At 57.1% G+C, this 21,878-nt stretch carries 22 protein-coding genes; 12 read left to right on the top strand and 10 right to left on the bottom strand.

The window, feature by feature from the left end; all coding sequences use genetic code 11:
* Positions 1 to 23 precede the first annotated feature (23 nt).
* On the bottom strand, positions 24 to 1,415 hold the full coding sequence (locus tag BN1012_RS16610) for a sensor histidine kinase (protein ID WP_052534508.1): 1,392 nt from the start codon (positions 1,413 to 1,415) through the stop codon (positions 24 to 26).
* A 242-nt stretch (positions 1,416 to 1,657) separates the two neighbouring features.
* On the opposite strand from BN1012_RS16610, the gene BN1012_RS03695 reads away from it, so the two are divergent.
* Positions 1,658 to 2,791 (top strand): ferritin-like domain-containing protein, encoded by a 1,134-nt coding sequence (locus BN1012_RS03695; protein ID WP_043948573.1) that lies wholly within the window; start codon positions 1,658 to 1,660, stop codon positions 2,789 to 2,791.
* A gap of 195 nt (positions 2,792 to 2,986) precedes the next feature.
* Here BN1012_RS03695 and BN1012_RS03690 read toward each other — a convergent pair whose 3' ends face one another.
* The gene (locus BN1012_RS03690; RefSeq protein ID WP_081826186.1) at positions 2,987 to 3,859 is read right to left on the bottom strand and encodes an enoyl-CoA hydratase; all 873 of its coding nucleotides are present in this window, start codon (positions 3,857 to 3,859) and stop codon (positions 2,987 to 2,989) included.
* A 92-nt stretch (positions 3,860 to 3,951) separates the two neighbouring features.
* Between BN1012_RS03690 and BN1012_RS03685 the strand changes: the two genes are divergently transcribed.
* Complete coding sequence (locus BN1012_RS03685; RefSeq protein WP_043948572.1) at positions 3,952 to 4,758, top strand: enoyl-CoA hydratase/isomerase family protein; 807 nt, start codon at positions 3,952 to 3,954, stop codon at positions 4,756 to 4,758.
* Here BN1012_RS03685 and BN1012_RS03680 read toward each other — a convergent pair.
* Entirely contained in the window at positions 4,755 to 5,342 is a 588-nt protein-coding gene (locus BN1012_RS03680; RefSeq protein ID WP_043948571.1) for a TetR/AcrR family transcriptional regulator, read from the bottom strand. The two genes, BN1012_RS03685 and BN1012_RS03680, sit on opposite strands and share 4 nt — an antisense overlap.
* Before the next feature lie 62 nt (positions 5,343 to 5,404).
* On the opposite strand from BN1012_RS03680, the gene BN1012_RS03675 reads away from it, so the two are divergent.
* The 3 genes from BN1012_RS03675 to BN1012_RS17550 all read left to right on the top strand — a co-directional run bounded on the left by BN1012_RS03675 (position 5,405) and on the right by BN1012_RS17550 (position 7,759).
* A complete protein-coding gene (locus BN1012_RS03675) occupies positions 5,405 to 5,860 on the top strand; it encodes a VOC family protein (RefSeq protein ID WP_043950605.1) in 456 nt (151 codons plus the stop codon).
* Positions 5,861 to 5,923: 63 nt separating this feature from the next.
* Positions 5,924 to 7,174: a pyridoxal phosphate-dependent decarboxylase family protein gene (locus BN1012_RS03670; RefSeq protein ID WP_043948570.1), complete on the top strand. Its 1,251-nt coding sequence runs from the start codon at positions 5,924 to 5,926 to the stop codon at positions 7,172 to 7,174.
* Between the two features lie 393 nt (positions 7,175 to 7,567).
* Positions 7,568 to 7,759 (top strand): hypothetical protein, encoded by a 192-nt coding sequence (locus tag BN1012_RS17550; RefSeq protein ID WP_145973402.1) that lies wholly within the window; start codon positions 7,568 to 7,570, stop codon positions 7,757 to 7,759.
* A gap of 144 nt (positions 7,760 to 7,903) precedes the next feature.
* Here the strand turns inward: BN1012_RS17550 and BN1012_RS03665 are convergent, their stop codons facing one another.
* Positions 7,904 to 8,515 carry a glutathione S-transferase family protein gene (locus BN1012_RS03665; RefSeq protein ID WP_043948569.1) on the bottom strand — a complete coding sequence of 204 codons (612 nt, stop codon included), beginning with the start codon at positions 8,513 to 8,515 and terminating at the stop codon, positions 7,904 to 7,906.
* A gap of 209 nt (positions 8,516 to 8,724) precedes the next feature.
* On the opposite strand from BN1012_RS03665, the gene BN1012_RS03660 reads away from it, so the two are divergent.
* Together BN1012_RS03660 and BN1012_RS03655 are read left to right on the top strand one after the other, a co-directional pair.
* Positions 8,725 to 9,072 (top strand): hypothetical protein, encoded by a 348-nt coding sequence (locus tag BN1012_RS03660; protein ID WP_043948568.1) that lies wholly within the window; start codon positions 8,725 to 8,727, stop codon positions 9,070 to 9,072.
* Positions 9,065 to 9,973: an MBL fold metallo-hydrolase gene (locus BN1012_RS03655; RefSeq protein ID WP_043948567.1), complete on the top strand. Its 909-nt coding sequence runs from the start codon at positions 9,065 to 9,067 to the stop codon at positions 9,971 to 9,973. The genes BN1012_RS03660 and BN1012_RS03655 overlap by 8 nt, the downstream gene beginning before the upstream one ends.
* Positions 9,974 to 9,982: 9 nt before the next feature.
* On the opposite strand, the gene BN1012_RS03650 is transcribed toward BN1012_RS03655, so the two are convergent.
* Complete coding sequence (locus tag BN1012_RS03650) at positions 9,983 to 10,741, bottom strand: DUF1499 domain-containing protein (RefSeq protein ID WP_043948566.1); 759 nt, start codon at positions 10,739 to 10,741, stop codon at positions 9,983 to 9,985.
* A gap of 103 nt (positions 10,742 to 10,844) precedes the next feature.
* Complete coding sequence (locus tag BN1012_RS03645; RefSeq protein ID WP_043948565.1) at positions 10,845 to 12,497, bottom strand: 3-(methylthio)propionyl-CoA ligase; 1,653 nt, start codon at positions 12,495 to 12,497, stop codon at positions 10,845 to 10,847.
* A gap of 226 nt (positions 12,498 to 12,723) precedes the next feature.
* On the opposite strand from BN1012_RS03645, the gene BN1012_RS03640 reads away from it, so the two are divergent.
* Complete coding sequence (locus BN1012_RS03640) at positions 12,724 to 14,184, top strand: amidase (RefSeq protein WP_043948564.1); 1,461 nt, start codon at positions 12,724 to 12,726, stop codon at positions 14,182 to 14,184.
* Between the two features lie 41 nt (positions 14,185 to 14,225).
* Positions 14,226 to 14,576 carry a DUF6614 family protein gene (locus tag BN1012_RS03635; protein WP_043948563.1) on the top strand — a complete coding sequence of 117 codons (351 nt, stop codon included), beginning with the start codon at positions 14,226 to 14,228 and terminating at the stop codon, positions 14,574 to 14,576.
* Between the two features lie 3 nt (positions 14,577 to 14,579).
* Here the strand turns inward: BN1012_RS03635 and BN1012_RS03630 are convergent, their stop codons facing one another.
* Positions 14,580 to 15,392 (bottom strand): SDR family NAD(P)-dependent oxidoreductase, encoded by an 813-nt coding sequence (locus BN1012_RS03630; RefSeq protein ID WP_052534507.1) that lies wholly within the window; start codon positions 15,390 to 15,392, stop codon positions 14,580 to 14,582.
* Positions 15,393 to 15,523: 131 nt separating this feature from the next.
* Between BN1012_RS03630 and BN1012_RS03625 the strand changes: the two genes are divergently transcribed.
* Positions 15,524 to 16,909: an aminotransferase gene (locus tag BN1012_RS03625; RefSeq protein ID WP_043948562.1), complete on the top strand. Its 1,386-nt coding sequence runs from the start codon at positions 15,524 to 15,526 to the stop codon at positions 16,907 to 16,909.
* A gap of 3 nt (positions 16,910 to 16,912) precedes the next feature.
* Here the strand turns inward: BN1012_RS03625 and BN1012_RS03620 are convergent, their stop codons facing one another.
* The 3 genes from BN1012_RS03620 to pdxH form a co-directional block, all read right to left on the bottom strand.
* A complete protein-coding gene (locus BN1012_RS03620) occupies positions 16,913 to 17,662 on the bottom strand; it encodes an SDR family NAD(P)-dependent oxidoreductase (protein WP_043948561.1) in 750 nt (249 codons plus the stop codon).
* A gap of 9 nt (positions 17,663 to 17,671) precedes the next feature.
* The gene (locus tag BN1012_RS03615) at positions 17,672 to 18,646 is read right to left on the bottom strand and encodes a cation diffusion facilitator family transporter (RefSeq protein ID WP_043948560.1); all 975 of its coding nucleotides are present in this window, start codon (positions 18,644 to 18,646) and stop codon (positions 17,672 to 17,674) included.
* Positions 18,647 to 18,744: 98 nt separating this feature from the next.
* Complete coding sequence (gene pdxH / locus BN1012_RS03610; RefSeq protein WP_043948559.1) at positions 18,745 to 19,380, bottom strand: pyridoxamine 5'-phosphate oxidase; 636 nt, start codon at positions 19,378 to 19,380, stop codon at positions 18,745 to 18,747.
* 158 nt (positions 19,381 to 19,538) lie between these two features.
* Here pdxH and BN1012_RS16605 point away from each other — a divergent pair, with 158 nt between their 5' ends.
* Both BN1012_RS16605 and BN1012_RS03600 read left to right on the top strand, forming a co-directional pair.
* The gene (locus BN1012_RS16605) at positions 19,539 to 20,771 is read left to right on the top strand and encodes a tetratricopeptide repeat protein (RefSeq protein ID WP_145973401.1); all 1,233 of its coding nucleotides are present in this window, start codon (positions 19,539 to 19,541) and stop codon (positions 20,769 to 20,771) included.
* Between the two features lie 88 nt (positions 20,772 to 20,859).
* Positions 20,860 to 21,831: a DnaJ C-terminal domain-containing protein gene (locus tag BN1012_RS03600; RefSeq protein ID WP_043950602.1), complete on the top strand. Its 972-nt coding sequence runs from the start codon at positions 20,860 to 20,862 to the stop codon at positions 21,829 to 21,831.
* Positions 21,832 to 21,878 lie beyond the last annotated feature (47 nt).

Here is a 21,878-nt window from a genome sequence, read left to right as displayed (position 1 = left end):
GGATACCGAGCACAGAGGATTGGCTATGCGGCTGAGGTGTCCAGGCGGTCTTCGTGCTCCGAGTGAAGCGGGAAGGCAACGGATACCCGCGTGCCCTCACCGACACTGCTCTCAAGCCTGAACTCACCGGACATTATCTCGGTTAGCGACTTTGCCAGCGGCAGCCCCAGACCGGTGCCGTCCTGCTGACGTGTCATTGCGTTGGCCACCTGACCAAAGGGTGCCAGAACGTTTGGCAGGTCTTCTTCCGGAATACCGATGCCAGTATCGGTCACTGTGATTGACCAACGGTCGGCGTCACGGGCAACACGCACATGAACGTTGCCGCCTGGCTCGGTGAATTTTACGGCGTTTGACATGAGGTTGAGCAGGATTTGCTGAACCGCACGAGGGTCGGCCATGATTGTGGCCTCAGCGGGCACATCAAAAACTCTGAACTCGACCATACGCTGGTCCGCCTGGGGTGCGATCATGGCAACGGTCTCGCCCAATGCCTCATGAAGACGCACAGCCTCGGGGAAAACCTCAAACTTGTTGGCCTCGATCTTGGACAGATCCAGAATGTCGTTCACCAGCTTAAGCAAAAAGCCACCGCTGCTGTGAATATGCTGCGCATACTCAGCATATCTTTTATCTCCCAGGTCACCGAAAATGCGGTGCTCCATCAACTCGGAGAAACCAAGAATCGCGTTCAGGGGCGTGCGGAGCTCGTGGCTCATATTTGCCAGGAACTGGCTCTTGGCCCGATTGGCCCCATCAGCCTGCAAAGCGGCTCTCTCCGCGCGGATACTTGTTGCCTTCAATAACTTCTGCTGACGTTGCAGTCGCTGAATTGCCCTCATCCGCCGCAATTCGTTTGCCGCACGATGACGGATCTGGGTCATGCGAATGGCGAAGGCTAGCGCTGCCAGCAATGCGCTGAAGAAGAAGTGAAAGCTGTAATGGGCAATCAGGTCACTGCCCGTCGTGGGTCCCATCAATGCGTATGAGACGCCGGCCATGCATAGCAGCATGATGCCTATCAATGTCATTGTTGAGTGAACGACAAGACCGGCGGCAATCACCACAAGGGAAAGCGTTGTCGCTATGGCAGCATCAGGGTGCACGACCGCGTGGGCGATGGTCACACCGGCAAGTATCGCCATTGCGATGGCTTCGAAGCTTCGCGTACGTTCCGCAGTGGCCCCAATCCACCCTGAACACATCCGCATACCGAAGAAAGCCCCGGACGCGGTCAACGAGACTGCAAACATGATTGTGTTTGCGGGATGCGGCAGGAAGAACAGATGCATCCACATCATCACGGCATAGAACACGCCCACGCCCGTTGTGAGGTAGCGCAGAGCCTGATGTCCTTGTTCGTGCTTCAGGCGCTCAATGGCCTGTGAAGGCCGACGGCGCAAAAACCGCAACATGGGTGGTCATCCTTGGAATTTCAGAATGCCCAGTGTGCGCGGCTGATGCTTAATATGGAGTAAGGCTGCGGCACCCAAATCGCCTGCAAACCCGCCAAAACACTGGTCCCTAGGCAGAATTCCCGCCCATTTTGCAGGCCACTGCATCGCTTTGACCCAGATCAAGGACAAAAATGACGCCGGCGTCATGATTTGCCCATCACACCAACGGCTGCGTGCCGCGTTTGTGCCGGGAGGATTTCATGGCCGAGACCCAAAAAGACCAGATCACAAAAGACGAAATCTACAACACTGTGGAGCCGGATGACTTTGCAGCGATGATTGAATGCGACCGCTATCTCGAGCGGGCAAGTGCTTTCGACAAGATCATCTCGGCGACGCATGACCATTTCTGGGACCCGATGGACAAACGGTACATCGACTTCTCCGAGCCGTTTGACGTCGAAAACGAATTCATGGTCGATCCTGAAATGACTGTTGGTTATGGGACGGCTGTCTGGGACAAGCTGTCGCCAAAGGATCGTGTGAAGCTGACCAATCTCGACACGCATTGGTCGCTGTCGAACATACTGCATGGTGAGCAAGGTGCCATGGCGCTGTCAGCCTCGCTGTGTCACATCCTGCGGGACCCCGGCGCACAGGAATACGCAGCCAACCAGGCACGCGAAGAAGCACGGCACGTAACGGCTTTCATCGAGATTGTTCGGTCTCGGTTTGGCAAGCCAATGCCAGCTGGCCCTGTGTTGCGCGACACACTGACTGAGCTCGTCAATTCAAAGCTCGCGTGGAAAAAAATCGTCGGCATGCAGCTCCTCATTGAGGGCCTGGCGATGGGTGCCTTTGCGACATTCTACAATCGTGGTCGCGATCCCCTGATCGTGCGGCTTGCACAGCTGGCCATGACCGATGAAGCGTTCCATCACAAGTTCGGCAAGATCTGGGCCGACCGCACCATTCCTCATCTCAATGAGGAAGAGCACAACAAGATCGAAGACTGGGCATGGCAGGTGTTTTCGAACCTGCTCTACAACCTCGCATCGCCTGACCAGAAAAAGCACATCTATGTGCAGGTCGGACTCGACTGGGAGTGGGTTCAAGGCGCCTTCATGGAAGGCATGACGGATGAGAAGGTGCGTGAAAACATGCAGCAATCATCGAACATCTTCCGGGTGCTCGTGAAGACTTTGCTCATGTGCGGGATCATCACCAAGCGGACCGCCGGCAACTATGCAGCTTACATCGATATGAAACAGCTACAGATGGAAGGCGATGAGATGGTTGGCGACTCCATCGCAGCGCACGGCATCGAGCAGCTCAAGAAGATCAACTCGAAGAATGAGGCGCTTCGCGCCCTTGCAGGTCAGGCGGCCGACTAGGTCGCCGACAATCGAGCGGTTTTGCAGGGCCGTGTCTCTCCAAGGGCGGCCCTGCAGATCACGCTATTCCCTCAGCGGTTTTGTCAGGCGATGACCCTAGCCCAGTCTGGCAGTTCTCAAGAGGGGACACGCGGCTCCAGCATCGTTTCGGCGGTGCTGGGGTCGTTGTCGTTTTGAGGGTTGGCAGCAGCAGGTCTATCGCCCCGTGAACCTTGGTGCTCGTTTCTGGACGAAGTGGTCCACGCCTTCCTTGAAGTCGTCCGTCGCAAAACTCTTCTGCATTTCACTGTCACCCGTCGTGATTGCCTCACTTAAGGACTGGAACTTCGCCTTCCACACCTGTGCCTTCATGACCGCCACGGAGCGCGGGCTGACAGTGTCCGCCATTTCCTGAGCGTAGGCCACTGCCTCATTGACGAGTTCCTGGGTCGGGACTGTCTTGTTGAGCAAGCCAATGGTCTTGGCTTCTTGGGCATCCACACGCCGTGCTGAAAACAACAAATCCATGGCGGCCGAATGTCCGGCCAATTCGGGCAAGAGCCATGAAATGCCGTGCTCCGCAATCAAGCCGCGTTTCGCGAATGACGTCGTGTAGAACATGTCTTCCGCGCCGATGCGCATGTCGCACCAAAGGGCAAACACCATTCCAAGTCCGGCGCAGGGTCCGTTTATCGCTGCAATGATCGGCTTGGGTATTTGCGGCATGTAGCCAAAACGACCGCCCATATGTTCAGAGATATCGGGGCCAAGCGACCTGTCCCAATTGTAGGATTCGCCTTCGTTGGCCTGCGCCAGCTCGCGGTTTTCACCTGCATCCGGATCAATGCCCTGCAGGAGGTTCATGTCCGCGCCCGCACAAAACCCCCTGCCTGCGCCGGTCACGACAATGGCCCGCACGCTTTCGTCGTTGGCGCACGCTGCCAGGGCGATCCGTATGGATCGTTGCATGGCCGCTGTCCACGCGTTGAGCTTGTCCGGTCGATTGAGGGTAATCACAGCTACCGCACGGCGCGTTTCAAGACTGATGTCTTCGAGGTCGTCCGGAGACACATCTGCAATCGAATTCATGTTCGTCCTCCCATCGCGGGTTGCCTGTCGGCGCCCACTTTCGTTTATGCTTCGGGGCAATTGCGCCTCACCCAGCACGAGAAGGCAAGCCCATGTCGCAGTATGAAACCATCCTTGCAGAAACACCCCTCGAGAGCGTTCGGCTGGTAAAGCTCAACAGACCAAGACAACTCAATGCCTATTCAACGCGCATGTGTGAGGAACTCTGCACAGAGATCGATGACTATCTGAAAGATGATGCTCTGCGTGTCCTGGTTCTCACCGGAGAGGGCCGCGGGTTCTGTGCGGGCGGAGACGTCTCCAACGCGGATGAAGACCGGCATGATCTGATGAAACAACAGCTGTCCCATGGTCGGGAGATGCGTGACGGGATGCACAGGGTTATTCAGGCATTGCGCCATCTGGACAAACCGGTGATTGCTGCAATCAACGGTCCAGCAGTGGCCGGCGGACTGGCGCTGGCTTTGGCATGTGATTTTCGCATCGCCGACGAGGACGCGAAACTTGGAGACACCTCCGGTCGATTTGCCCTGTTGCCGGATGAGGGGGGCGCATGGCTATTCCCGCGCGCCATGGGTTTGGACCGTGCGTTGAAAATGACAATGCTGGCTGAGACCTACCTCGCCCGCGAAGCTCAAGCACTTGGTCTGGTGACTGAAGTGGTTGCCCGTGGCGAAGCGTTGAACCAGTCACTCGACCTGGCGCAACGCATTGCCGCGCAATCACCACTCGCCGTGAGGCTGGCCAAAGGCATGATGACGGCGTCCATGGACATGACGCTAGAGCAATCGCAGCGTGAAGCAGCTCTTGCTGTGATGGTCGCCAACCCGTCGAAAGATGTCGCAGAAGGTGTCAGGGCGTTTTTCAGGAAGGAAGCGCCCGTTTTCACAGGACACTAGTTCGGCGCTTTTACGCCACTTGAAATAAGACCAACGATTTCATCTGCGAAAGACTGTGTGAGCGGCGCATGAACCGTCAGCAGTCGGAAGAATATCGGCCCATAGATCAGATCCAGAGTTGTCTCAATGGGCAGGTTTGCCCGCACTTCGCCAGATGTTTGTGCACGCGTCAGGATCGCACGCCCCTCTTCACGGCCGGTCATGACCACCTGATTGCGGAAGGCCTTGAACATCTCGCTGTCGCGTTCCGCTGTGGCAAGCATCAGTGCGGTTTGCTTTCCTCGTGTTGTCGAGAATCGAGCGATGAGGCCTCGCACATGGGTACGCAGATCAGCCAATGCTGACTGGCTTTCCTCTACCCCAGGCGCATCCGGCATTCGGGCCATAAGGGCGGCCATGGCCAACTCGCGGGCATTCGCCCAGTACCGGTATATCGTCGGCTTGCCTACCTTTGCTCGAGCGGCAACGGCTTCGATGGTCAGACGCGCCGGACCGGCATCATCCAGCAACTCTCGTGCGGCCTTGAGGATTGCCGCCTCGGCCTGTGCACTTCTTGGTCGCCCTCGCCTTTTTTGCTCAGCCATAATTTTCGTCTTGCTTATTTATGAAACGGTACGTAACGTTTTATAACACTATGGAGGAACCAATGCCAGACACACCCCTGAATTTCGCCCTGTCGCCCTACATATCCGTCAAAGGCGCAAGCGATGCCATCGCCTTTTACACAGCGGCTTTCGGCGCGGAAGAGCAGTTTCGGCTGGAAGACCCTGACGGGGGACGGATTGGCCATTCGGAAATCCGGATTGGTGGAAACACCATCATGATCTCCGACGAATACCCGGATTTTGGCGCCCTTAGCCCGGATTCGCTCGGTGGCTCACCTGTGAAACTGCACCTCTATGTCGAGGATGTGGACAAGGTGTTTGCGACCGCTCTAGAGGCCGGCGCTACCGAGCTACGCCCCTTGAAGGATGAGTTTTACGGCGACAGGACGGGAACAGTCATGGATCCGTTTGGGCACACTTGGATGCTTGCCAGCAAGGGTGAGGAAGTGAGCCCTGAAGAAATGCAGAAACGTTGGCAGCAGATGATGGGCGGCTGAGGTCAAACAGGTTAGGCTTCTGGCGATCACGTACCGCCCAAGAAACCTGCCGGAGAGAAACCCATGCGCGTCGAACTGCCTTCAAATGGAACTGATTGGGACACGCTGTCCGCCCAGATGAACGAGATGGCCACCGGCGACGTGAAGTGGCGTGATGGCAAGACGGCCGTCTATGTCTTCAATGCCGGCGAAGACGTCTCAAAGGTGCAAAAAGAAGCCTATACACGCTTCATGTCCGAGAACGGACTTGGACCGATGGCTTTTCCAAGCCTCAAGCGCATGGAAGAAGAAATCATCCAGATGGGCCTGAGCCTGCTTCAGGCTCCCGAAGATGGCGCAGGGAACGTGACCTCCGGGGGCACTGACTCCATAACCATGGCCATCAAGACTGCACGCGACTATGCGCGTGCGACGGGCCGACTTGCCGCGGGTAATCAACCCAACATCGTGTTGCCCTGGTCCGGCCACCCAGCCTTCGACAAAGCTGCGTTGATGATGGACATCGAGTTGCGTCGTATTCCGGTTACGGATGATTTCCTGGCCGACCCTCAGGCCATGTCAGATGCGGTTGATGCCAACACCATCATGATGGTGGGCTCAGCGCCCTGTTTTCCATATGGACTGATTGATCCGATTGCTGAGCTGGGCGCTGTCGCTGAAGCCCACAATGTCTGGCTCCATGTGGACGCGTGTGTCGGTGGGTTCTTTGCGCCATTTGTCCGCATGAACGGTGCTGACCTTCCTGCCTTCGACTTTGCCGTGCCGCAGGTACATTCCATGTCGGCTGACCTGCACAAATACGGCTACTGCGCAAAAGGTGCATCGACCGTCATGTTCCGGTCAGAGGCACTCAAAGAGCATATGATCTTTGACACCAATGACTGGCCGGGTGGACGCATGATAACTCCGACACTTGCCGGCACGCGGCCAGGTGGTGCGATTGCGGCAGCGTGGGCTGTGATGAATTATCTTGGCGTTGATGGCTACCGCGCCAAACAGGGCCTTGTGGTGGAGACCCGCGAAAAGATCGAGGATGGCGTGCGCGATCTTGGGTTCGACGTCATCGGAAAACCTCAGCTGGGCCTTGTTGGATACACCCACCCGGACCGGGACATGTTCGCTATCTGGGGCAAGCTGTTTGAGCGCGGCTGGTTCACATCCGTCGTGACGAAACCGCGCGGCATCCACCTGATGCTGTCACCTAAACATGCAGAAGTGGCCGATACCTATCTGGCAGACCTTGCTTGGGCGACAGAGCAGGTAAGGGGCGCAAATGAGCCAAAAGCCGAAAAAGAGATCCGCTATAGCGGTTGACTTCTGGTCAGACATGCTGCGACGCACAAATTCCGTTAACTCTGCTATGCGCTGAGGGATGGCAGGTGCCCCTATTTGACAACCGCTCCAACACACCACCTCACAACATACTGTTTTTATTGACATAACGCGCATTGTGAACATTTTTCATATTGTTCACTGTTTCACAAAGTCTTCGCACTTGCGGTATTGCCGTTTGAGATAATTGGGCCCATCTTCCTCTCAGGCAAACAAATGATGCGGCGCACAATGGCTTTGAGCCGGAAGATGCGGATTTGGCGGCCCACATAAAAGAGCTGAACATATCAGCCTAAAATCCGGGCGAACCGGATTGGAAACGTGACCTGAAGGCATTGTAATTGGCTGAGCGTGTATTCCGGAAGGAATAGTCTCATGAGTGCGAATACAAATATGGCCTCCTCTCTCAACGCAGCACCAGTCAGCGCGAACTCCGGGTCGACTCTCGACCGCATGGTTCGGAAGGCCAAGGGCATCAAGGCTGGTGACCTTTTCATCAATGGACTGTGGGTGGCATTTGCCCTCTACGGTCTGGTCGCAACCACCAACGTCTTCCTGACCTATTAGGTCTCCTAACCTATTAGGTCGACCAGCGTGACCAACCACCATCCGGTGGCGAATTGCGTCACCTCAGAAGCACGAACGGCCCGGCACGCCTTATACAGGCGCAACCGGGCCGTTTTCAATTCAGCAATCGTGATCGCTTAACGACTAGGCGTTTGCTGATGGACGTGCGGCAACGCGGTCGTACCATGCTTTGACATTCGGGCAGCTATCGGGAATGGGCTGTCCTACTGACGCGCCGAACTCCAGGAAGGCGTAAAGCAAGCAATCTGCGATCGTGAAGGTATCACCGGTCAACCAGGTCTTGCCGTCGAGTTGGCCGTTGAACCACTCCTGCCCGTTGACCGCCATGGCTTTCAAGCCATCTGCCATTTCCGGGCGGCAGAGAAGCCGTGATTCAAACATCGCCAGTCCTTCTGCAAAACGAAAGCCATTGGCCAAAGGTTCGCAGACATACAAATCGGCACGACGCATCCACATGCGTGTCTCCGCGCGTGCCTGCGGCGTTGTACCAACCAGGTCCGAAGACCCGTTCAAGTCGTCGAGGTACTCACAGATCGCCGTAATTTCAGCGAGATAAGATCCATCATCGAGTTCGAGGCAAGGCAACTGACCACGGGGGTTGCGTGTCGCGTAGTCACCTTGACGGTTCTCACCTGCCACAATGTCTACGTCCTCAAGCGGAATACTGATGCCGCGCTCGGCGATGTACATGCGCACCATTTTTGGGTTTGGGCCGATGGAGTTGTAGAGTTTCATCTGGGCGTTTCCTATGGAATATTCGTGATGATTTTTGTTTTGACGCACGCACCATAGTGTCTCTGACAATATTCATCCACACGGCCACCGGTCACCAATGCAACACTTGCGTTTGATGCACAGGCTTGCCATTTGGGAAGCCTCCACGGTCGTCTGACTGTGGCGATTGACCTTCGGGGGCGACATTGCGTTCTGTCATACGTGCACTCATGATCACGCTTGGATGGCTACTGCTTATTCCGGGCCTGATCTTTGTTGTCCTTCCGCCACCCTTTGCATTTGGCATCTTCATGGTGTTGCCGGGCATCGCCATTCTTGTTGCTTACTCAAAGGGTATGCGCCGACTCATACAGGGCATTCGCGCGCGGTTCCGTGCTGTGGATACCGCGCTGAAAGCCATTGAAACGCGCGTGCCTGACCTTCTTGGCCGCAGTCTAAAGCGCACGAACCCGTCAGCCATTGGACGTGCTTTACGACAGAAACGGCGGCAAAAACGCAGGCACTCTGATAAAGTGACCACAATCTCATCTGAAACGGACACATCTCCGCATGGCTGATCTACCACTCAACAGACAGTTTGATCCTCAGTACGGCAAGATGATCGAGGTAACGCCTCTGGTCCGCCGTGTTGTCGCGCCCAACGAAAGCGCGTTCACCTTCAAAGGCACCGGCACCTATGTGATCGGTCGCGGCAATGTTGCAGTGATTGATCCAGGCCCACTCGACCATGGCCATGTGCAGGCCATTCTGGATGGGCTTGAAGGGGAAACGATTACCCACATTCTCATCACCCACACGCACAACGATCACTCACCGGCGGCAGCACCCCTCAAGGAAAAGACCGGCGCACCCACTTATGGATTTGGCCCCCATGGAATGGGTGCCGGAGCAGGTATCGCTGAGGGCGCACGCATGGATGAAGGTGGGGACATGGCCTTCACACCTGACCATGTCATCAAGGATGGCGACGTGATTAAGGGCGACGGTTGGACCGCTGAGTGCGTGTTCACACCCGGTCATACGTCCAATCACATGTGCTTTGGCCTGCGCGAGGAAAAGGCCCTGTTTACGGGCGACCATGTTATGGGCTGGTCAACGGCGGTGATCGCACCACCCGATGGTGACATGGCGCAGTACATGGCCAGCCTACGCAAACTGCTGGAGCGTGATGACGAGGTCTATTACCCGACGCACGGAGCGCCAGTGACAAAGCCACATTCGCTCGTGCGCGGTTACATTACCCACCGCAAGGCGCGCGAAGCCCAAATTCTCAGTCGGCTTCAGGCTGGTGACCGAACCATCACCGACATGGTGCCGGTGATGTATGCGGAAACCGACAAACGCCTGCACCCTGCAGCTGCACGGTCCGTTTTTGCCCATATGAAGCAGATGGCAGAAGAAGGCCGGGTCCACACAAACGGTGTCCCGGCCATCAACGGTGAATACTGGTTGGACTAGACCTTCTGGTTACGACCCAAGCTTGGCCTGCAATGCCTGCATGTAAGAATCGATGCGGGCCGCATTTTTGCCAAGGTCTGAAATCCCGATGCGGCTGACGGACCGCATATCAACCAGGGTGCGCTCGGGACCATCGTCGGCAATGCGAATGACGATGTCGTCCTGGAAGCCAAACAACAAGGTGGTGTCCGTCGCCTCGATGCGGCCTGGCTCACCGTTTTCCGGCTCGTCAGCATCGGCCACATCCCACCCTTGTGCATTCGCTACATCGAGCGCAGCCGCAAACACCGTCGCAATATCGTCAGCCACTACCAGCGTTTGAAGCTGCGGATAGGCTTCCCGCTGGAGATCAGCAAGATTTGCCGGATTTGCCCGATCCAACGGATTGCTGTCGTCCCCACGCAAAGCCACGGCTGAGACAAACTCAGGCGGGTTTTCCAGGTCTGTCGTGATGTCGTGTATCTGTGGCGCCGAGCCATTGGTCAGTGCATTGCTTATGGGAAAAGCGAGAATAGCAACGCCAAGAATGGCAGCCAGTGCCGCCTGGCCCGTGCCTGGCTTGCCCATCAGGCCGCGGATAACGCCGATCAGGCCAAGGACCACGCCAACAGCCACAATCAGGAGTCCGCCAGCGGCCCCAAAGAAACCAAGACGTCCATCCACGATCCCCATGCGACCGATCAGCATGGCGAGCACTGAAACCACGACACCGGCAATGACCAGTCGAACCGCAAGGCTCGCGAGCCGCGAACGTGTGTTGTCACTCATATCTACGTATCAGGACCTAACGTCCTGCCCCCTTTGCGCTACCCCGGCGCTTGTTGTCGGCATGTTCCGGCCCAGCCAAATGCTGAGCCGGCGAGAAACGCGGCTACTCAGCTGCGCCCTTCTTGAGATCGGATGTTGGTAGCACGTAGTCCTTGAAGGTCTGGCGCAATGCCAGCTTCTGGATTTTGCCGGTTGCCGTGTGCGGGATTTCATCCACGAAGGTTACGTCGTCCGGCATCCACCACTTGGCAATCTTGCCTTCCATGTAGCCAAGAATGTCTTCCTTGGTCGGCGATTTGCCTTCAGCAGGAATGATGATCAGCAACGGACGTTCGTCCCACTTGGGATGCGCCACGCCAATCACAGCAGCTTCCTGCACATCGGGGTAGCCTACGGCAACATTTTCAAGCTCGATGGATGAAATCCATTCGCCGCCGGACTTGATGACGTCCTTGGCGCGGTCAGTGATGTTCATGAAGCCTTCGGCATCGATGGTTGCCACGTCGCCGGTGTCAAACCAGCCGTCTTTATCCAGAATGTTGCCACCCTCACCCTTGAGGTAAGAACCAGAGATAGCAGGACCACGCACCATCAGGTGGCCAAACGCCACGCCATCGCGGGGTAGCTCCTTGCCGTCGTCGTCGGTGATCTTCATTTCCACCGAATAAATCGGACGTCCCTGCTTCACCTTGATGTCGATCTGCTTATCAAGCGGCAGATCTTCCATGCCAGCTTTCAGTGACCCAAGTGTGCCCATGGGCGACAGCTCGGTCATGCCCCAGGCATGGAACACCTGCACATCGAACTCTTTTTCAAACGCTTCAATCATGAAGCGCGGCGCAGCCGACCCGCCAATGACAACACGATTCAGCGCAGGCAATTTCTTGCCTTCCGCCTGCAGATACTGAAGAAGCATCAGCCAGACGGTTGGCACCGCGGCGGTGATGCTGACTTTTTCGCTATCCAGCAATTCGAAAACGCTCTCGCCATCCATGTTGGCACCCGGCATGACCAGCTTGGCACCGGAGGCTGGTGCCGCGAATGCAATACCCCAGGCATTGGCGTGGAACATGGGGACCACTGGCAGCACGTTGTCGACTGAACGCATGCCGATAGCATCGGGATTGTTCACAGCCATGGAGTGCAACACATTCGAGCGATGTGAATAAAGAACACCCTTCGGGTTTCCCGTTGTGCCGGACGTGTAGCAAAGTCCGCACGCGTCGTTTTCATCGACCTGCGCCCATGTGAAGTCGTCAGAGTTGGCGTTGATCAAGGCCTCATAGCAATGCGCGTTCTTGAGCTTCGTCTCCGGCATCTTGTCCTCGTCGCACATGATGATGACGTGCTCGAGTTTCGGTAGTTGATCTTCGATGCCTTCGATGATCGGCACGAAAGTCAGATCAACGAAAATAATGCGGTCCTCGGCATGGTTGGCGATGTAGACCAACTGCTCGGGGAACAGACGCGGATTGAGTGTGTGGCAAACGGCACCCATGCCCATGATGCCGTACCAGGCTTCAAGGTGGCGGTCCGTGTTCCATGCCATGGTGGCAATCACGTCGCCCTGCTTCATGCCAAGGCCGGTCAGCGCATTTGCAATCTTCTTGGACCGCGAATGGACCTGCTTGTAGGTCGAACGACGGATCGGACCTTCAACGGACCGCGTCACAATTTCCCGGTCGCCATGATACAGCGCTGCGTGATCAATGATTGAGTGGACCAGAAGCGGCCAATCCTGCATCAAACCCTTCATGGGGTAGTCTCCCTGTTTTCCAGCCTCGCGTGGCTATGCCCGCGCGCCTAAATGATTGCATGGTCTTTTTGAGTGCCGCATGGTGGCAGCCCGACATTTGGCCGTACTTTAGGCGAGGCAGGCCTGAGGCTCAACGCGGCAATCACTTTGGTTTGCACAAAATGGCTAAGGGCTTTGCACAAAGTTCAGCGGCAAAAACACATAAGATTCAAGAGGAAGACCGCTGATGAGCGATATTACCTTCGCGCCGGCCCATGTTCTGGCCGCCATGATCAGACGACGCGAGATTTCATCGGTTGAGCTGCTTGATCATCTCATCAGCCGCTACAACACGCACAACCCTGCTCTCAACGCCATAGTTGCCACGGATTTCGAGCGGGCACTTGCTCAGGCTGAAGAGGCCGATCATGCCGTCTCACGCGGTGATTTCTGGGGCCCCTATCATGGGGTGCCCATGACCATCAAAGATGCTCTGGAAACAGAGGGTCTGGTTACCACCGGGGGTGCCACCGATTTTGCCTCTCATATCCCGGATCGAGATGCTGACGCTGTTGCTCGCATTAAGGCCGCGGGCGCTATTGTCTTTGCCAAAACCAACGTGCCGTTCTTCTCTGGTGATCTGCAGAGCTACAACGACGTGTACGGTACAACCAACAACCCATGGGATGTGACGCGCGGTCCAGGCGGGTCATCCGGCGGCGCGGCGGCGGCGCTGGCTGCCGGCCTGACGCCCCTTGAAATCGGCTCAGATATCGGTGGCTCAATCCGCACACCATCGCATCTGTGCGGCGTCTTTGGTCACAAGCCAAGTTTCAATCTCGTGTCCAAACGTGGCCATGTGCCAGGCGTGCCTGGTGCGCTTTTCACCGGTGACCTATCTGTTGTCGGACCAATGGGACGCTCGGCCCGCGATCTTGAGATTGCTCTGTCGATGATCATGGGGCCGGATGATTTTGACAGCGTTGGCATGACACCTGCTCTGCCTGAACCTCGCGCGCGAGATCCACGCGAGCTGACCATCGCCACATGGTTTGATGATCCCTACTGCCCGGTTGAAGCCGAGAACGTTAAAATCATGGAGCGCGCGGCAGACGCTCTTGAGCAAGCTGGTGCGACAATCCATCGAGACGCCCGCCCGGATGTCTCCTTTGGCGAAGCCTTTGAAGTCTATGCAACGCTGCTGAACGGAGGAACCACCCGGGGATTCCCGCCGCATGTCCTTGAGCGCCTGCGCGAAACCGCGAGGACGCTGGACCCTGAAGACAAATCCCATCAGGCCATGCAGGCGCGTGGAGCGACGCTCAGCTATCATGAATGGCTCGTCTGGAAAGAAGTTCAGGCGCAGATGCGTGCCAAATGGGCCCGCTTCTTTGAGACCTATGACGCAGTACTCATGGCAGTGGCACCGGTTTCAGCTTTTCCACATGATCAACAATCCAATTTTCACCACCGCACACTTTCAGTGAATGGGGAGGAGCGTCCCTATCTTGATCTTGTGAGTTGGTCAGGGTTGCCGCTTGTTTCTTACCTTCCAGGAACGGCTGTGCCGGTTGGTCGGACAGATGCTGGGTTGCCCGTTGGCATTCAGGTGGTTGGACCCTATCTGGAAGACTTCACTACGATTGCCATCGGCAGCATGCTTGAGCGAGAGCTCGGCGGGTTTGTGGCACCACCCAACTTTACCTGATAGTGAGCATTGTGGCCGGGACGTTTTGGAGAGCATGAGACGTGGACATCTATCACGGGTTTTTTGATCTCACCGACGGTCAGTCCGATACTGAATTTGCAGACGACCTTGCCGGCTTCATGTCTTTTCTCAAGTCGGAAGGCAGGATTGAAGGCTGGCGGCTGATGCGTCGCAAACTTGGCCTAGGGCCCAAAGAGATGGGAGAGTTCCATTTGATGATTGAAGTCACTGGCCTTGCGCAACTGGATGATGCCTTTGCCCATGTCTCAGGGCGCGCCGGTGACGTTGAAGCAAAGCATGCGGCAGTCAATCAAAAGATCGCTGGCATTACCTTTGCGCTCTATCGCGATTTTCCTGACCCACACCGCACGCGCGGCGAAGAAAAGTTCTAGAGACTACGCATCGGCGGGAAAGCCCGCCTGCAGTGCGGCCATCGTTTCATCGAACTTGCTGCGGGTACTGGCGTCCGGGACGACGCAATGCGGCTCGTTTGCCTCGATAGATGCTATCGCCCGCGCGGCCACATGCTCCACTGTCATGCCTTCATCCCGCCAGTAGGCACCAGCTTCTTCGGGCTGGTGACGGGCACCACCGAAGCGCTCTGGTCGCGACCGCGCAGCGTCCCAAATGCGGGTGTTGACGAGGCCCGGGTAGATTGTTGTGACGCCGATACCCTTTGGGGTGAGTTCGGCACGCACACCTTCGGCAAGTCCGGCCATGGCCTTCTTGCTGGCGCCATAGGCAGCAAGGCCTTCATCGAGCGGAGCGAGGCATGCAGACGATGCCGTAAAGGCCACGTGGCGCGGACCGTCGGCTTCCATCATCGCAGGAGCGAAAGCGCGGGTGGTGTTGATTGGCCCGAGCACATTGACATTGAGCAGCCAGTCAACCGCACGCTCGGATGCCCCCACATAGCCACCGCCGATACCCACGCCGGCATTGATGATAAGCAGCGCAACGGCGCCCAGGTCAGCAGCCACCGTGTCAGCTGCCGCGGACAGGCTTTGGCGGTCAGTTACGTCCGCAGCCACTGCAATTGACTTGACGCCCTGCGCTTGCACCGCATCAGCCGTCGCCTGGGCCTTGTCCTCCAGAACATCAAGCACGGCAACATTGACGCCTGCCCAGGCAAGCTCCAGCGCGTAGGCTGCACCGATACCGTCTGCGCCCCCGGTGATGACGGCGTTTAGTCCCTTGAAACGCGACATGAATAGTTCCCCTGCTTGCATGACCTTTGGTCATATATGGGATCGACGCTACTACAGACAAGCTTTTGACTTGTCGCGGTGCACCGTTGCTAACTATGTCCACCTCTCACACATGAGATGAGGAACAGGACATGGACCTTACCAACGCGCAGATGCGCGATATTGAAACGCTTATCCACCCCTACACCAACCTGGATGCCTTTCGGCAGACGGGACCAGTCGTCATGGAGCGCGGTGAGGGCATCCATGTGTGGGATACCAACGGCAAGCAGTATATTGAGGGCTTGTCCGGCCTGTGGTGCACGTCCCTTGGGTACAACGAACAAGAGTTGGTTGATGCTGCCATGGAGCAGTTCAGCACCCTACCCTTCACACATACATTTGCCGGCAAGAGCCATGAGCGCGCGATCGAGCTTGCCGAGATGCTCAAGGAAATAGCCCCGCATGATGCGTCGAAAGTGCTGTTCTGCGGGTCCGGCTCGGAAGCCAATGATCAACAGATCAAGCTGGTCTGGTATTACAACAATGCGCTTGGACGCACGGCCAAGAAGAAGATCATCTCGCGCAAACGGGCCTATCACGGGGTAACTGTCGCAACCGCCAGCCTTACGGGCCTGCCCGCGAACCAGATGGATTTTGATCTGCCCATTGACCGCATCCATCACGTCAACTGCCCATTTGCGTACCGGGAGGCGGCGCCTGGCGAAACTGACGATCAATTTACGGATCGGCTGGCCGTTGAGCTGGATGAGTATATTCAGCGTGAAGGTCCCGACACTGTTGCCGCCTTCATTGCGGAACCGGTTCAGGGCGCAGGTGGCGTGCTCCTTCCGGCTGAAGGCTACTTCCCCAAAATTCAAAAAGTGCTCGACAAGTACGATGTGTATTTCATCGCAGACGAAGTCATCTGCGGGTTTGGGCGCACCGGTGAAATGTTCGGATCGCAGACCTTCGGCATGAAGCCCGACACCATCTCCGTCGCGAAGGCTCTTTCATCTGCGTATCTGCCAATTGGCGCGATTACAGTTGGCGAGGACATGTATCAGGCGATGCTGGATGAGAGCCGGAAGATCGGCGTGTTCGGCCATGGCTTTACCTACACAGCTCATCCCGTATGCGCGGCGGTCGCCATCAAAACGCTGGAGATCTACAAGAAACGCAACATTGTCGGCCATGTGCAAAGCGTCGCTCCTGTCTTTGAAGGGCGTTTTGCAAAGCTGGCAGACCATCCCCTTGTTGGTGATGCGCGTGCGAAAGGTCTGATTGGTGCGGTTGAAATCGTGGCCGACAAGAGCACAAAGCGTGCATTTGATGCCTCATTGAAGGTCGGTGCTGCATGTCAGGCATTTGCTGAAGCAGAAGGCCTCATCACCCGCGCCCTTGGTGGTGACATCGTGGCACTGTGCCCACCGCTCATTATCAAGGAAGACGAGATCAATGAAGTTTTTGACCGGCTTGAGCGTGCGCTTGATGCCACAGAGCACTGGGTGACCAAGAAAGGTCTGCGATCCGCATGATGGTCAGACGTGTTGCCCGCCATTGATGTGGATTTCCGCACCGGTCACGTAGCTGGATTGCTCCGAGCACAGATAAAAAATCGTCTCGGCTACTTCGGACGGTTGACCCAAACGGCGCATGGGGAGTTCTTCGACCAATTTGTCGGTCCCCGGTGACAAGATTGACGTATCAATCTCGCCCGGCGCGATGGCATTGACCCGCACACCAAGTGGCCCGAAGTCAGACGCCATTTCCCGTGTCAGCGAGGCCAGCGCTGCTTTGGACGTGGCATAGGCCGACCCGGCAAACGGATGGACGCGGCTGCCTGCAATCGATGTAACATTTACAACCGCCCCGGACGCGGCCTTGAGTTCCTCAACGAGTCCGCGCGCCAGGCTGACGGGCGCGAAGAGATTGACATGGAACACATGCAACCAGTCGGACAGGTCTGTGTTCATCGTACCCAACCGACCACCATCGGGGCCTTTGGGACTGATGCCAGCATTGTTCACGAGTGCATCAAGCCGGCTGCCCTGATCTTCGAGGCGGGTGCGCATCTCGGCAACAGCGCGCTGGGTATCGGCAGGGTCGGACAGGTCAACCTGAATATGATCTTCGGGACCAGCCTCCCATGGGCAATTCTCAGGGAACGCATGACGCGAGCATGTAATCACGCGCCAGCCAGCCTGCGAAAACCGCATAACCGTCGCGTGACCGATGCCACGGCTGGCGCCTGTGAGAATGAGCGTGCGTTTACGGGTGTCCGGTTCCATGGCGGCAGCCTAGGCGTTTGCGGGCGTCGGCGCCATGGGACTCTCTGGCTGCATCTCTTCAGGCACATCTTCATGTCCGGCAGGATCCTGGTGGATCAGGATTTCAGCATCGGGGAACTCCGTCGCAATGGCGAGCTCGACCGTGTCTGCAATGTCATGGGCCTGCCGCAAAGGCATGTCGCCGGGAATTTCCAGATGAAACTGGATGAAAACCTTGCGTCCGGCTGTTCTGGTGCGCAAATCATGGATGGTGTGCACCTGAGGATGGGACAGCGCGATTTCTTCAATGCGCAGCCGGTCTTCGTGAGGCAATTCCTTGTCCATTAACTCGCTTGTGGACCGGGAGACAATTTCCCAGGCGGCGCGGCCAATCCAGACGGCAAGCGCCAACGCAATGACCGGATCCGCCCAAGGCACGTTGAACAAACCTGCGATGATCAAGGCGGCGATGACGCCCAGGTTCAACACGACGTCGCTGGCGTAATGCAAACTGTCCGCGGCAATAGCAAGTGAGCCTGTAAGCCGCTGGACGTACCTTTGATAAGTCACAAGCGCCAACGTGAAGCCCAGTGAAACGACAATGATGGCTATCCCCAATGCCGATTCAGTGACCGGTGCCGGGTCAAGCAGACGGCCAATGCTCTCCACCGCCAGGAACAGAGCGGACGCGCCAATAAGCGCTGCCTGTCCAAGCCCTGCCAACGCCTCTGCTTTGCCGTGGCCAAATCGGTGCTGACGGTCAGCAGGTGTCAGGGCCACGCGCACCGCAATGAGGTTCACGAGGGAGGCAGCGCCATCCAGCAGTGAATCAAGGAAGGTCGCGAGCAGGGCCATGGAGCCTGTTGCCCAAACCGCCCACGCCTTCATGGAGATCAATACCAGCGCTACAGCGACAGAGGCGTAGGTTGCGCGCTTCATGAGCGTGGCAGCCCGCTCCGGGGTTACATGGCGGCGATAGGATGCTGGTGCGTCAGTTGATTTCATGGGCGGGTTCTATCACAGGCAGCTGTGCGGCTTAAGCCTTTGATTTCAAATCATTTTTTTGAGATGCATTTGCATCTGGAGAGATGGTCCGTGGCGATCTAGGGATACAGACGCTCGGTCGTCCAATCCCAGCCATTGCCTGTTACATCTCCCTGACGGTGAAACACCAATCGGTCATGCAGGCGAAACGGCCGATCACGCCAGAACTCGATCTGTTGCGGCATGATGCGGAAGCCAGACCAGTGCGGTGGACGAGGCACTTCGCCTATGGCGTACTTGGCTGCGTAGCGAGCAACTTCTTTTTCCAGTTCGAAGCGGCCTTCAAGCGGACGGGACTGCTGAGACGCCCAGGCCCCTATGCGGCTATCGCGTGCACGGGACTGAAAATAAGCATCCGCCTCCTGATCGCTGACCTGAGCGATGGGGCCGCGCACCCGGATTTGTCGACGCATGCTTTTCCAGTGGAAACACGCCGCTGCCTTGCTACTGGTCAACAGTTCACGACCTTTTGCGCTTTCAAGGTTGGTGTAGAAAACGAAGCCGCCACGGTCTGCACCCTTCAGCAGCACCATTCTGACGTCAGGCAACCCCTCTTCGTCCACGGTTGCCAGGGCCATGGCATTGGGATCATTTGGCTCACTCTTTCCGGCAGCCTCCAACCATTCCTCGAAAAGAACCAAGGGGTCCTGCGACGTGAAAACGTCGGGCGTGTCGTCGAGTGTTGCGTCCGTCATGTGATCGACCCAGAATTATTTGGCTGGTACATCAATGTCCTAATTTGGACAGAGTGTATTCTATCATCGCACATAGGCCGTGGCCTTCATCAAGTCCTGCATGGCAGCTACGCATTCGGTGGTCTTTGTCCGCTGGCAATACGAGGAATCAAACTCCAGTGCATATATCTCGCCCTCACTCCTTTCTGCTTGTTTTTGCAATGGTTTTCTCGACATTTGCAGCCCCTGCCGGGAGTTTCGCGCAGAGCACTGATGGCGCCGTTGAAACTCCGGGGGCACCGCCCACCGAGGCCACCATTGCAGACACTTCGCCTGCTGCGAGCAATGACAATTCCACCGCAGCCAATGAGGTTCTTGCCAGGCAGTTTCGTCAGGGTGTCAGCGCTTACGACTCCAAGAAATATGGGCGCGCCTTTGAACTCTGGCTTCCTCTCGCTCAGAACGGTGACCTGGCCGCTCAGCGCAATGTCGCCCACCTGCTGCGGCGTGGGCTTGGCGTAGAACAGGACCTGCCGCGTGCCCGAAAATTCTACGAGCAATCAGCAGAGTTCGGGTTCGTAACCGCGCAAACCAACCTTGCCGTCATGCTGTTGGAGGGTGAAGGCGGCGAACCTGAGCCAGAAGAGGCTGCTTACTGGCTGGATCGGGCAGCGCGCGGCGGGCACCCCATTGCCCAGTTCCATTTGGCAAGGCTTTATGAAACCGGTACCGGCGTAGAGCCGAATCCAGGCCGGGCGCTGGGATGGTACGCACTGGCTTCAAGGTCAGGCCACCAACCGTCATTGGACCGCCTTGCTGAGCTGGTCATGATTCTGCCCGGTCCCAGCAGTAACGCGGAAAAGCCCCGCGACATCGCTGATGCGCCCTCTTCCGACCTCGATGAGACCGCAGCAGAAGACGTGCGTGATGAGCCAGATCCGGTCGAGGCAACAGCGTTAGACCCAGACGTAAGTGCTGCTGAACCGCCTGTCGAAGCACCCACCATTCCTGAAACGTCACCGGCACCTGAAGCTTCATTGGAAACGGCAGACCCAGAGGTCTCGACGCAAACCGCGGAAGATGTGGTGCCATCTGAACTGGATGAAGCCCTATCGGCTTACTCGTCACGCAGCTACCGGGACGCGCAATTGCAGTTTGAAGCTTTGGCTTACAGGGGAAACAGCGAAGCTCAATATCGGCTTGGACGTATGCGCAACCGTGGCGAGGGCGAGCCCCGAGACCCCGTGGCCGCGCTGGCATGGTGGACAGTTGCGGCTGAAGCCGGTCACGCCAAGTCAGAAAAGGCCGCCGGCGACCTGCACCGGGAACTGGGACCACGTCAACGCGGAGAGGCTGAACGGGAAGCCGCTCAGTTCAAGGCACTTATCTCTCAATTGACCGCGAGAAATTAGCCGGATTTCCGCGCATTAACCCTATGGTATGGCCCGCTGCGGCAAACTGATCGTCGAATTTTCGATCATTTCCGGGCGAACAAATCATATGCGCGACCCGCATCAGGTTCTAGGCGTTGCCAAAGGCGCTGACGCAGACACCGTCAAACGTGCCTACCGACGGCTGGCGAAGCAGTATCACCCAGATACGGCTGGCAACGACACGCGCACCCATTCCCGCTTTCAGGAAGTTTCCGACGCTTACCGCGCCATAAGAGCCCTTGAGGCAAGTGAGGAGCGGATCGTTGCGAGTGCAGCGGAAGCCACACGTGCCTATGAGCAGCCACGCCCGGAACCGGAGTCTGGCGAAGCTGAAGCTGGCACATCCCAGTCCAAATCTGACGCCTCCTCTCGCTCACATCAGCAAGCTTCTGGTCAGCAAGAGGCAGATGAACAACAACCTGGCGATGACAAAAAAACGCCAGGCCGGGCTGCGGAGTTTTTCGAAAATCTGCGGCAAGCAGGCATCAAACCCTTCAAGCGACGCGGCGATGATCTGGCATGCTCGCTACATCTGCCATTCCTGGATGCTGCCACGGGGGGAAACCACCGGGTGACCCTGCCGAATGACCGTACGGTGGACGTATCCCTGCCTCCGGGCATTGAAGACGGCAAACAGGTCCGGCTTCGCGGCCTTGGCATGGAAGGATCGGCGGGCGGCAGTGCTGGCGACGCACTGATAACCGTTGATATTGAGCCGCATCCTTATTTCAGCCGCGAGGGCTACGATATCCGCCTGGCTCTGCCGATTTCCATCGCAGAGGCTGTGGATGGGGCGAAAGTGCAGGTTCCTACGGTCTCAGGCCGTGTCTGGGTAACCATTCCCGCTGGGTCAAATTCAGGGACGGTTCTGCGTTTGGCCGGCAAAGGCCTGGCGAATCCTGATGGCGTGCATGGACACCAGCTGATTGAGCTAATCGTCATGCTTCCAGACACGCCGGACGCAGATCTGGCTGACTTTGTGCGGCGGTGGCCGGGGGCGAAATCCCACGATCCACGGGCTGCTTTTGGCCTGAACTAGGTCCCAAAGCCGCTCCCGACCCGAGCCTCGCCATATTTGCTTACATT

This window comes from Candidatus Phaeomarinobacter ectocarpi, assembly GCF_000689395.1.
In the GTDB taxonomy this organism is placed as follows: domain Bacteria; phylum Pseudomonadota; class Alphaproteobacteria; order CGMCC-115125; family CGMCC-115125; genus Pyruvatibacter; species Pyruvatibacter ectocarpi.
Note: the sequence above shows the minus strand (reverse complement) of the source record. Positions and strands in the feature narration are given on the sequence as shown.

What these genes read in the sequence shown, in the direction of transcription:
- BN1012_RS16610 (WP_052534508.1), bottom strand. Translation starts at nt 1,415, where the DNA reads ATGTTGCGGTTTTTGCGCCGTCGGCCTTCACAGGCCATTGAGCGCCTG.
- BN1012_RS03695 (WP_043948573.1), top strand. Translation starts at nt 1,658, where the DNA reads ATGGCCGAGACCCAAAAAGACCAGATCACAAAAGACGAAATCTACAAC.
- BN1012_RS03690 (WP_081826186.1), bottom strand. Translation starts at nt 3,859, where the DNA reads ATGAATTCGATTGCAGATGTGTCTCCGGACGACCTCGAAGACATCAGT.
- BN1012_RS03685 (WP_043948572.1), top strand. Translation starts at nt 3,952, where the DNA reads ATGTCGCAGTATGAAACCATCCTTGCAGAAACACCCCTCGAGAGCGTT.
- BN1012_RS03680 (WP_043948571.1), bottom strand. Translation starts at nt 5,342, where the DNA reads ATGGCTGAGCAAAAAAGGCGAGGGCGACCAAGAAGTGCACAGGCCGAG.
- BN1012_RS03675 (WP_043950605.1), top strand. Translation starts at nt 5,405, where the DNA reads ATGCCAGACACACCCCTGAATTTCGCCCTGTCGCCCTACATATCCGTC.
- BN1012_RS03670 (WP_043948570.1), top strand. Translation starts at nt 5,924, where the DNA reads ATGCGCGTCGAACTGCCTTCAAATGGAACTGATTGGGACACGCTGTCC.
- BN1012_RS17550 (WP_145973402.1), top strand. Translation starts at nt 7,568, where the DNA reads ATGAGTGCGAATACAAATATGGCCTCCTCTCTCAACGCAGCACCAGTC.
- BN1012_RS03665 (WP_043948569.1), bottom strand. Translation starts at nt 8,515, where the DNA reads ATGAAACTCTACAACTCCATCGGCCCAAACCCAAAAATGGTGCGCATG.
- BN1012_RS03660 (WP_043948568.1), top strand. Translation starts at nt 8,725, where the DNA reads ATGATCACGCTTGGATGGCTACTGCTTATTCCGGGCCTGATCTTTGTT.
- BN1012_RS03655 (WP_043948567.1), top strand. Translation starts at nt 9,065, where the DNA reads ATGGCTGATCTACCACTCAACAGACAGTTTGATCCTCAGTACGGCAAG.
- BN1012_RS03650 (WP_043948566.1), bottom strand. Translation starts at nt 10,741, where the DNA reads ATGAGTGACAACACACGTTCGCGGCTCGCGAGCCTTGCGGTTCGACTG.
- BN1012_RS03645 (WP_043948565.1), bottom strand. Translation starts at nt 12,497, where the DNA reads ATGAAGGGTTTGATGCAGGATTGGCCGCTTCTGGTCCACTCAATCATT.
- BN1012_RS03640 (WP_043948564.1), top strand. Translation starts at nt 12,724, where the DNA reads ATGAGCGATATTACCTTCGCGCCGGCCCATGTTCTGGCCGCCATGATC.
- BN1012_RS03630 (WP_052534507.1), bottom strand. Translation starts at nt 15,392, where the DNA reads ATGTCGCGTTTCAAGGGACTAAACGCCGTCATCACCGGGGGCGCAGAC.
- BN1012_RS03625 (WP_043948562.1), top strand. Translation starts at nt 15,524, where the DNA reads ATGGACCTTACCAACGCGCAGATGCGCGATATTGAAACGCTTATCCAC.
- BN1012_RS03620 (WP_043948561.1), bottom strand. Translation starts at nt 17,662, where the DNA reads ATGGAACCGGACACCCGTAAACGCACGCTCATTCTCACAGGCGCCAGC.
- BN1012_RS03615 (WP_043948560.1), bottom strand. Translation starts at nt 18,646, where the DNA reads ATGAAATCAACTGACGCACCAGCATCCTATCGCCGCCATGTAACCCCG.
- pdxH (WP_043948559.1), bottom strand. Translation starts at nt 19,380, where the DNA reads ATGACGGACGCAACACTCGACGACACGCCCGACGTTTTCACGTCGCAG.
- BN1012_RS03600 (WP_043950602.1), top strand. Translation starts at nt 20,860, where the DNA reads ATGCGCGACCCGCATCAGGTTCTAGGCGTTGCCAAAGGCGCTGACGCA.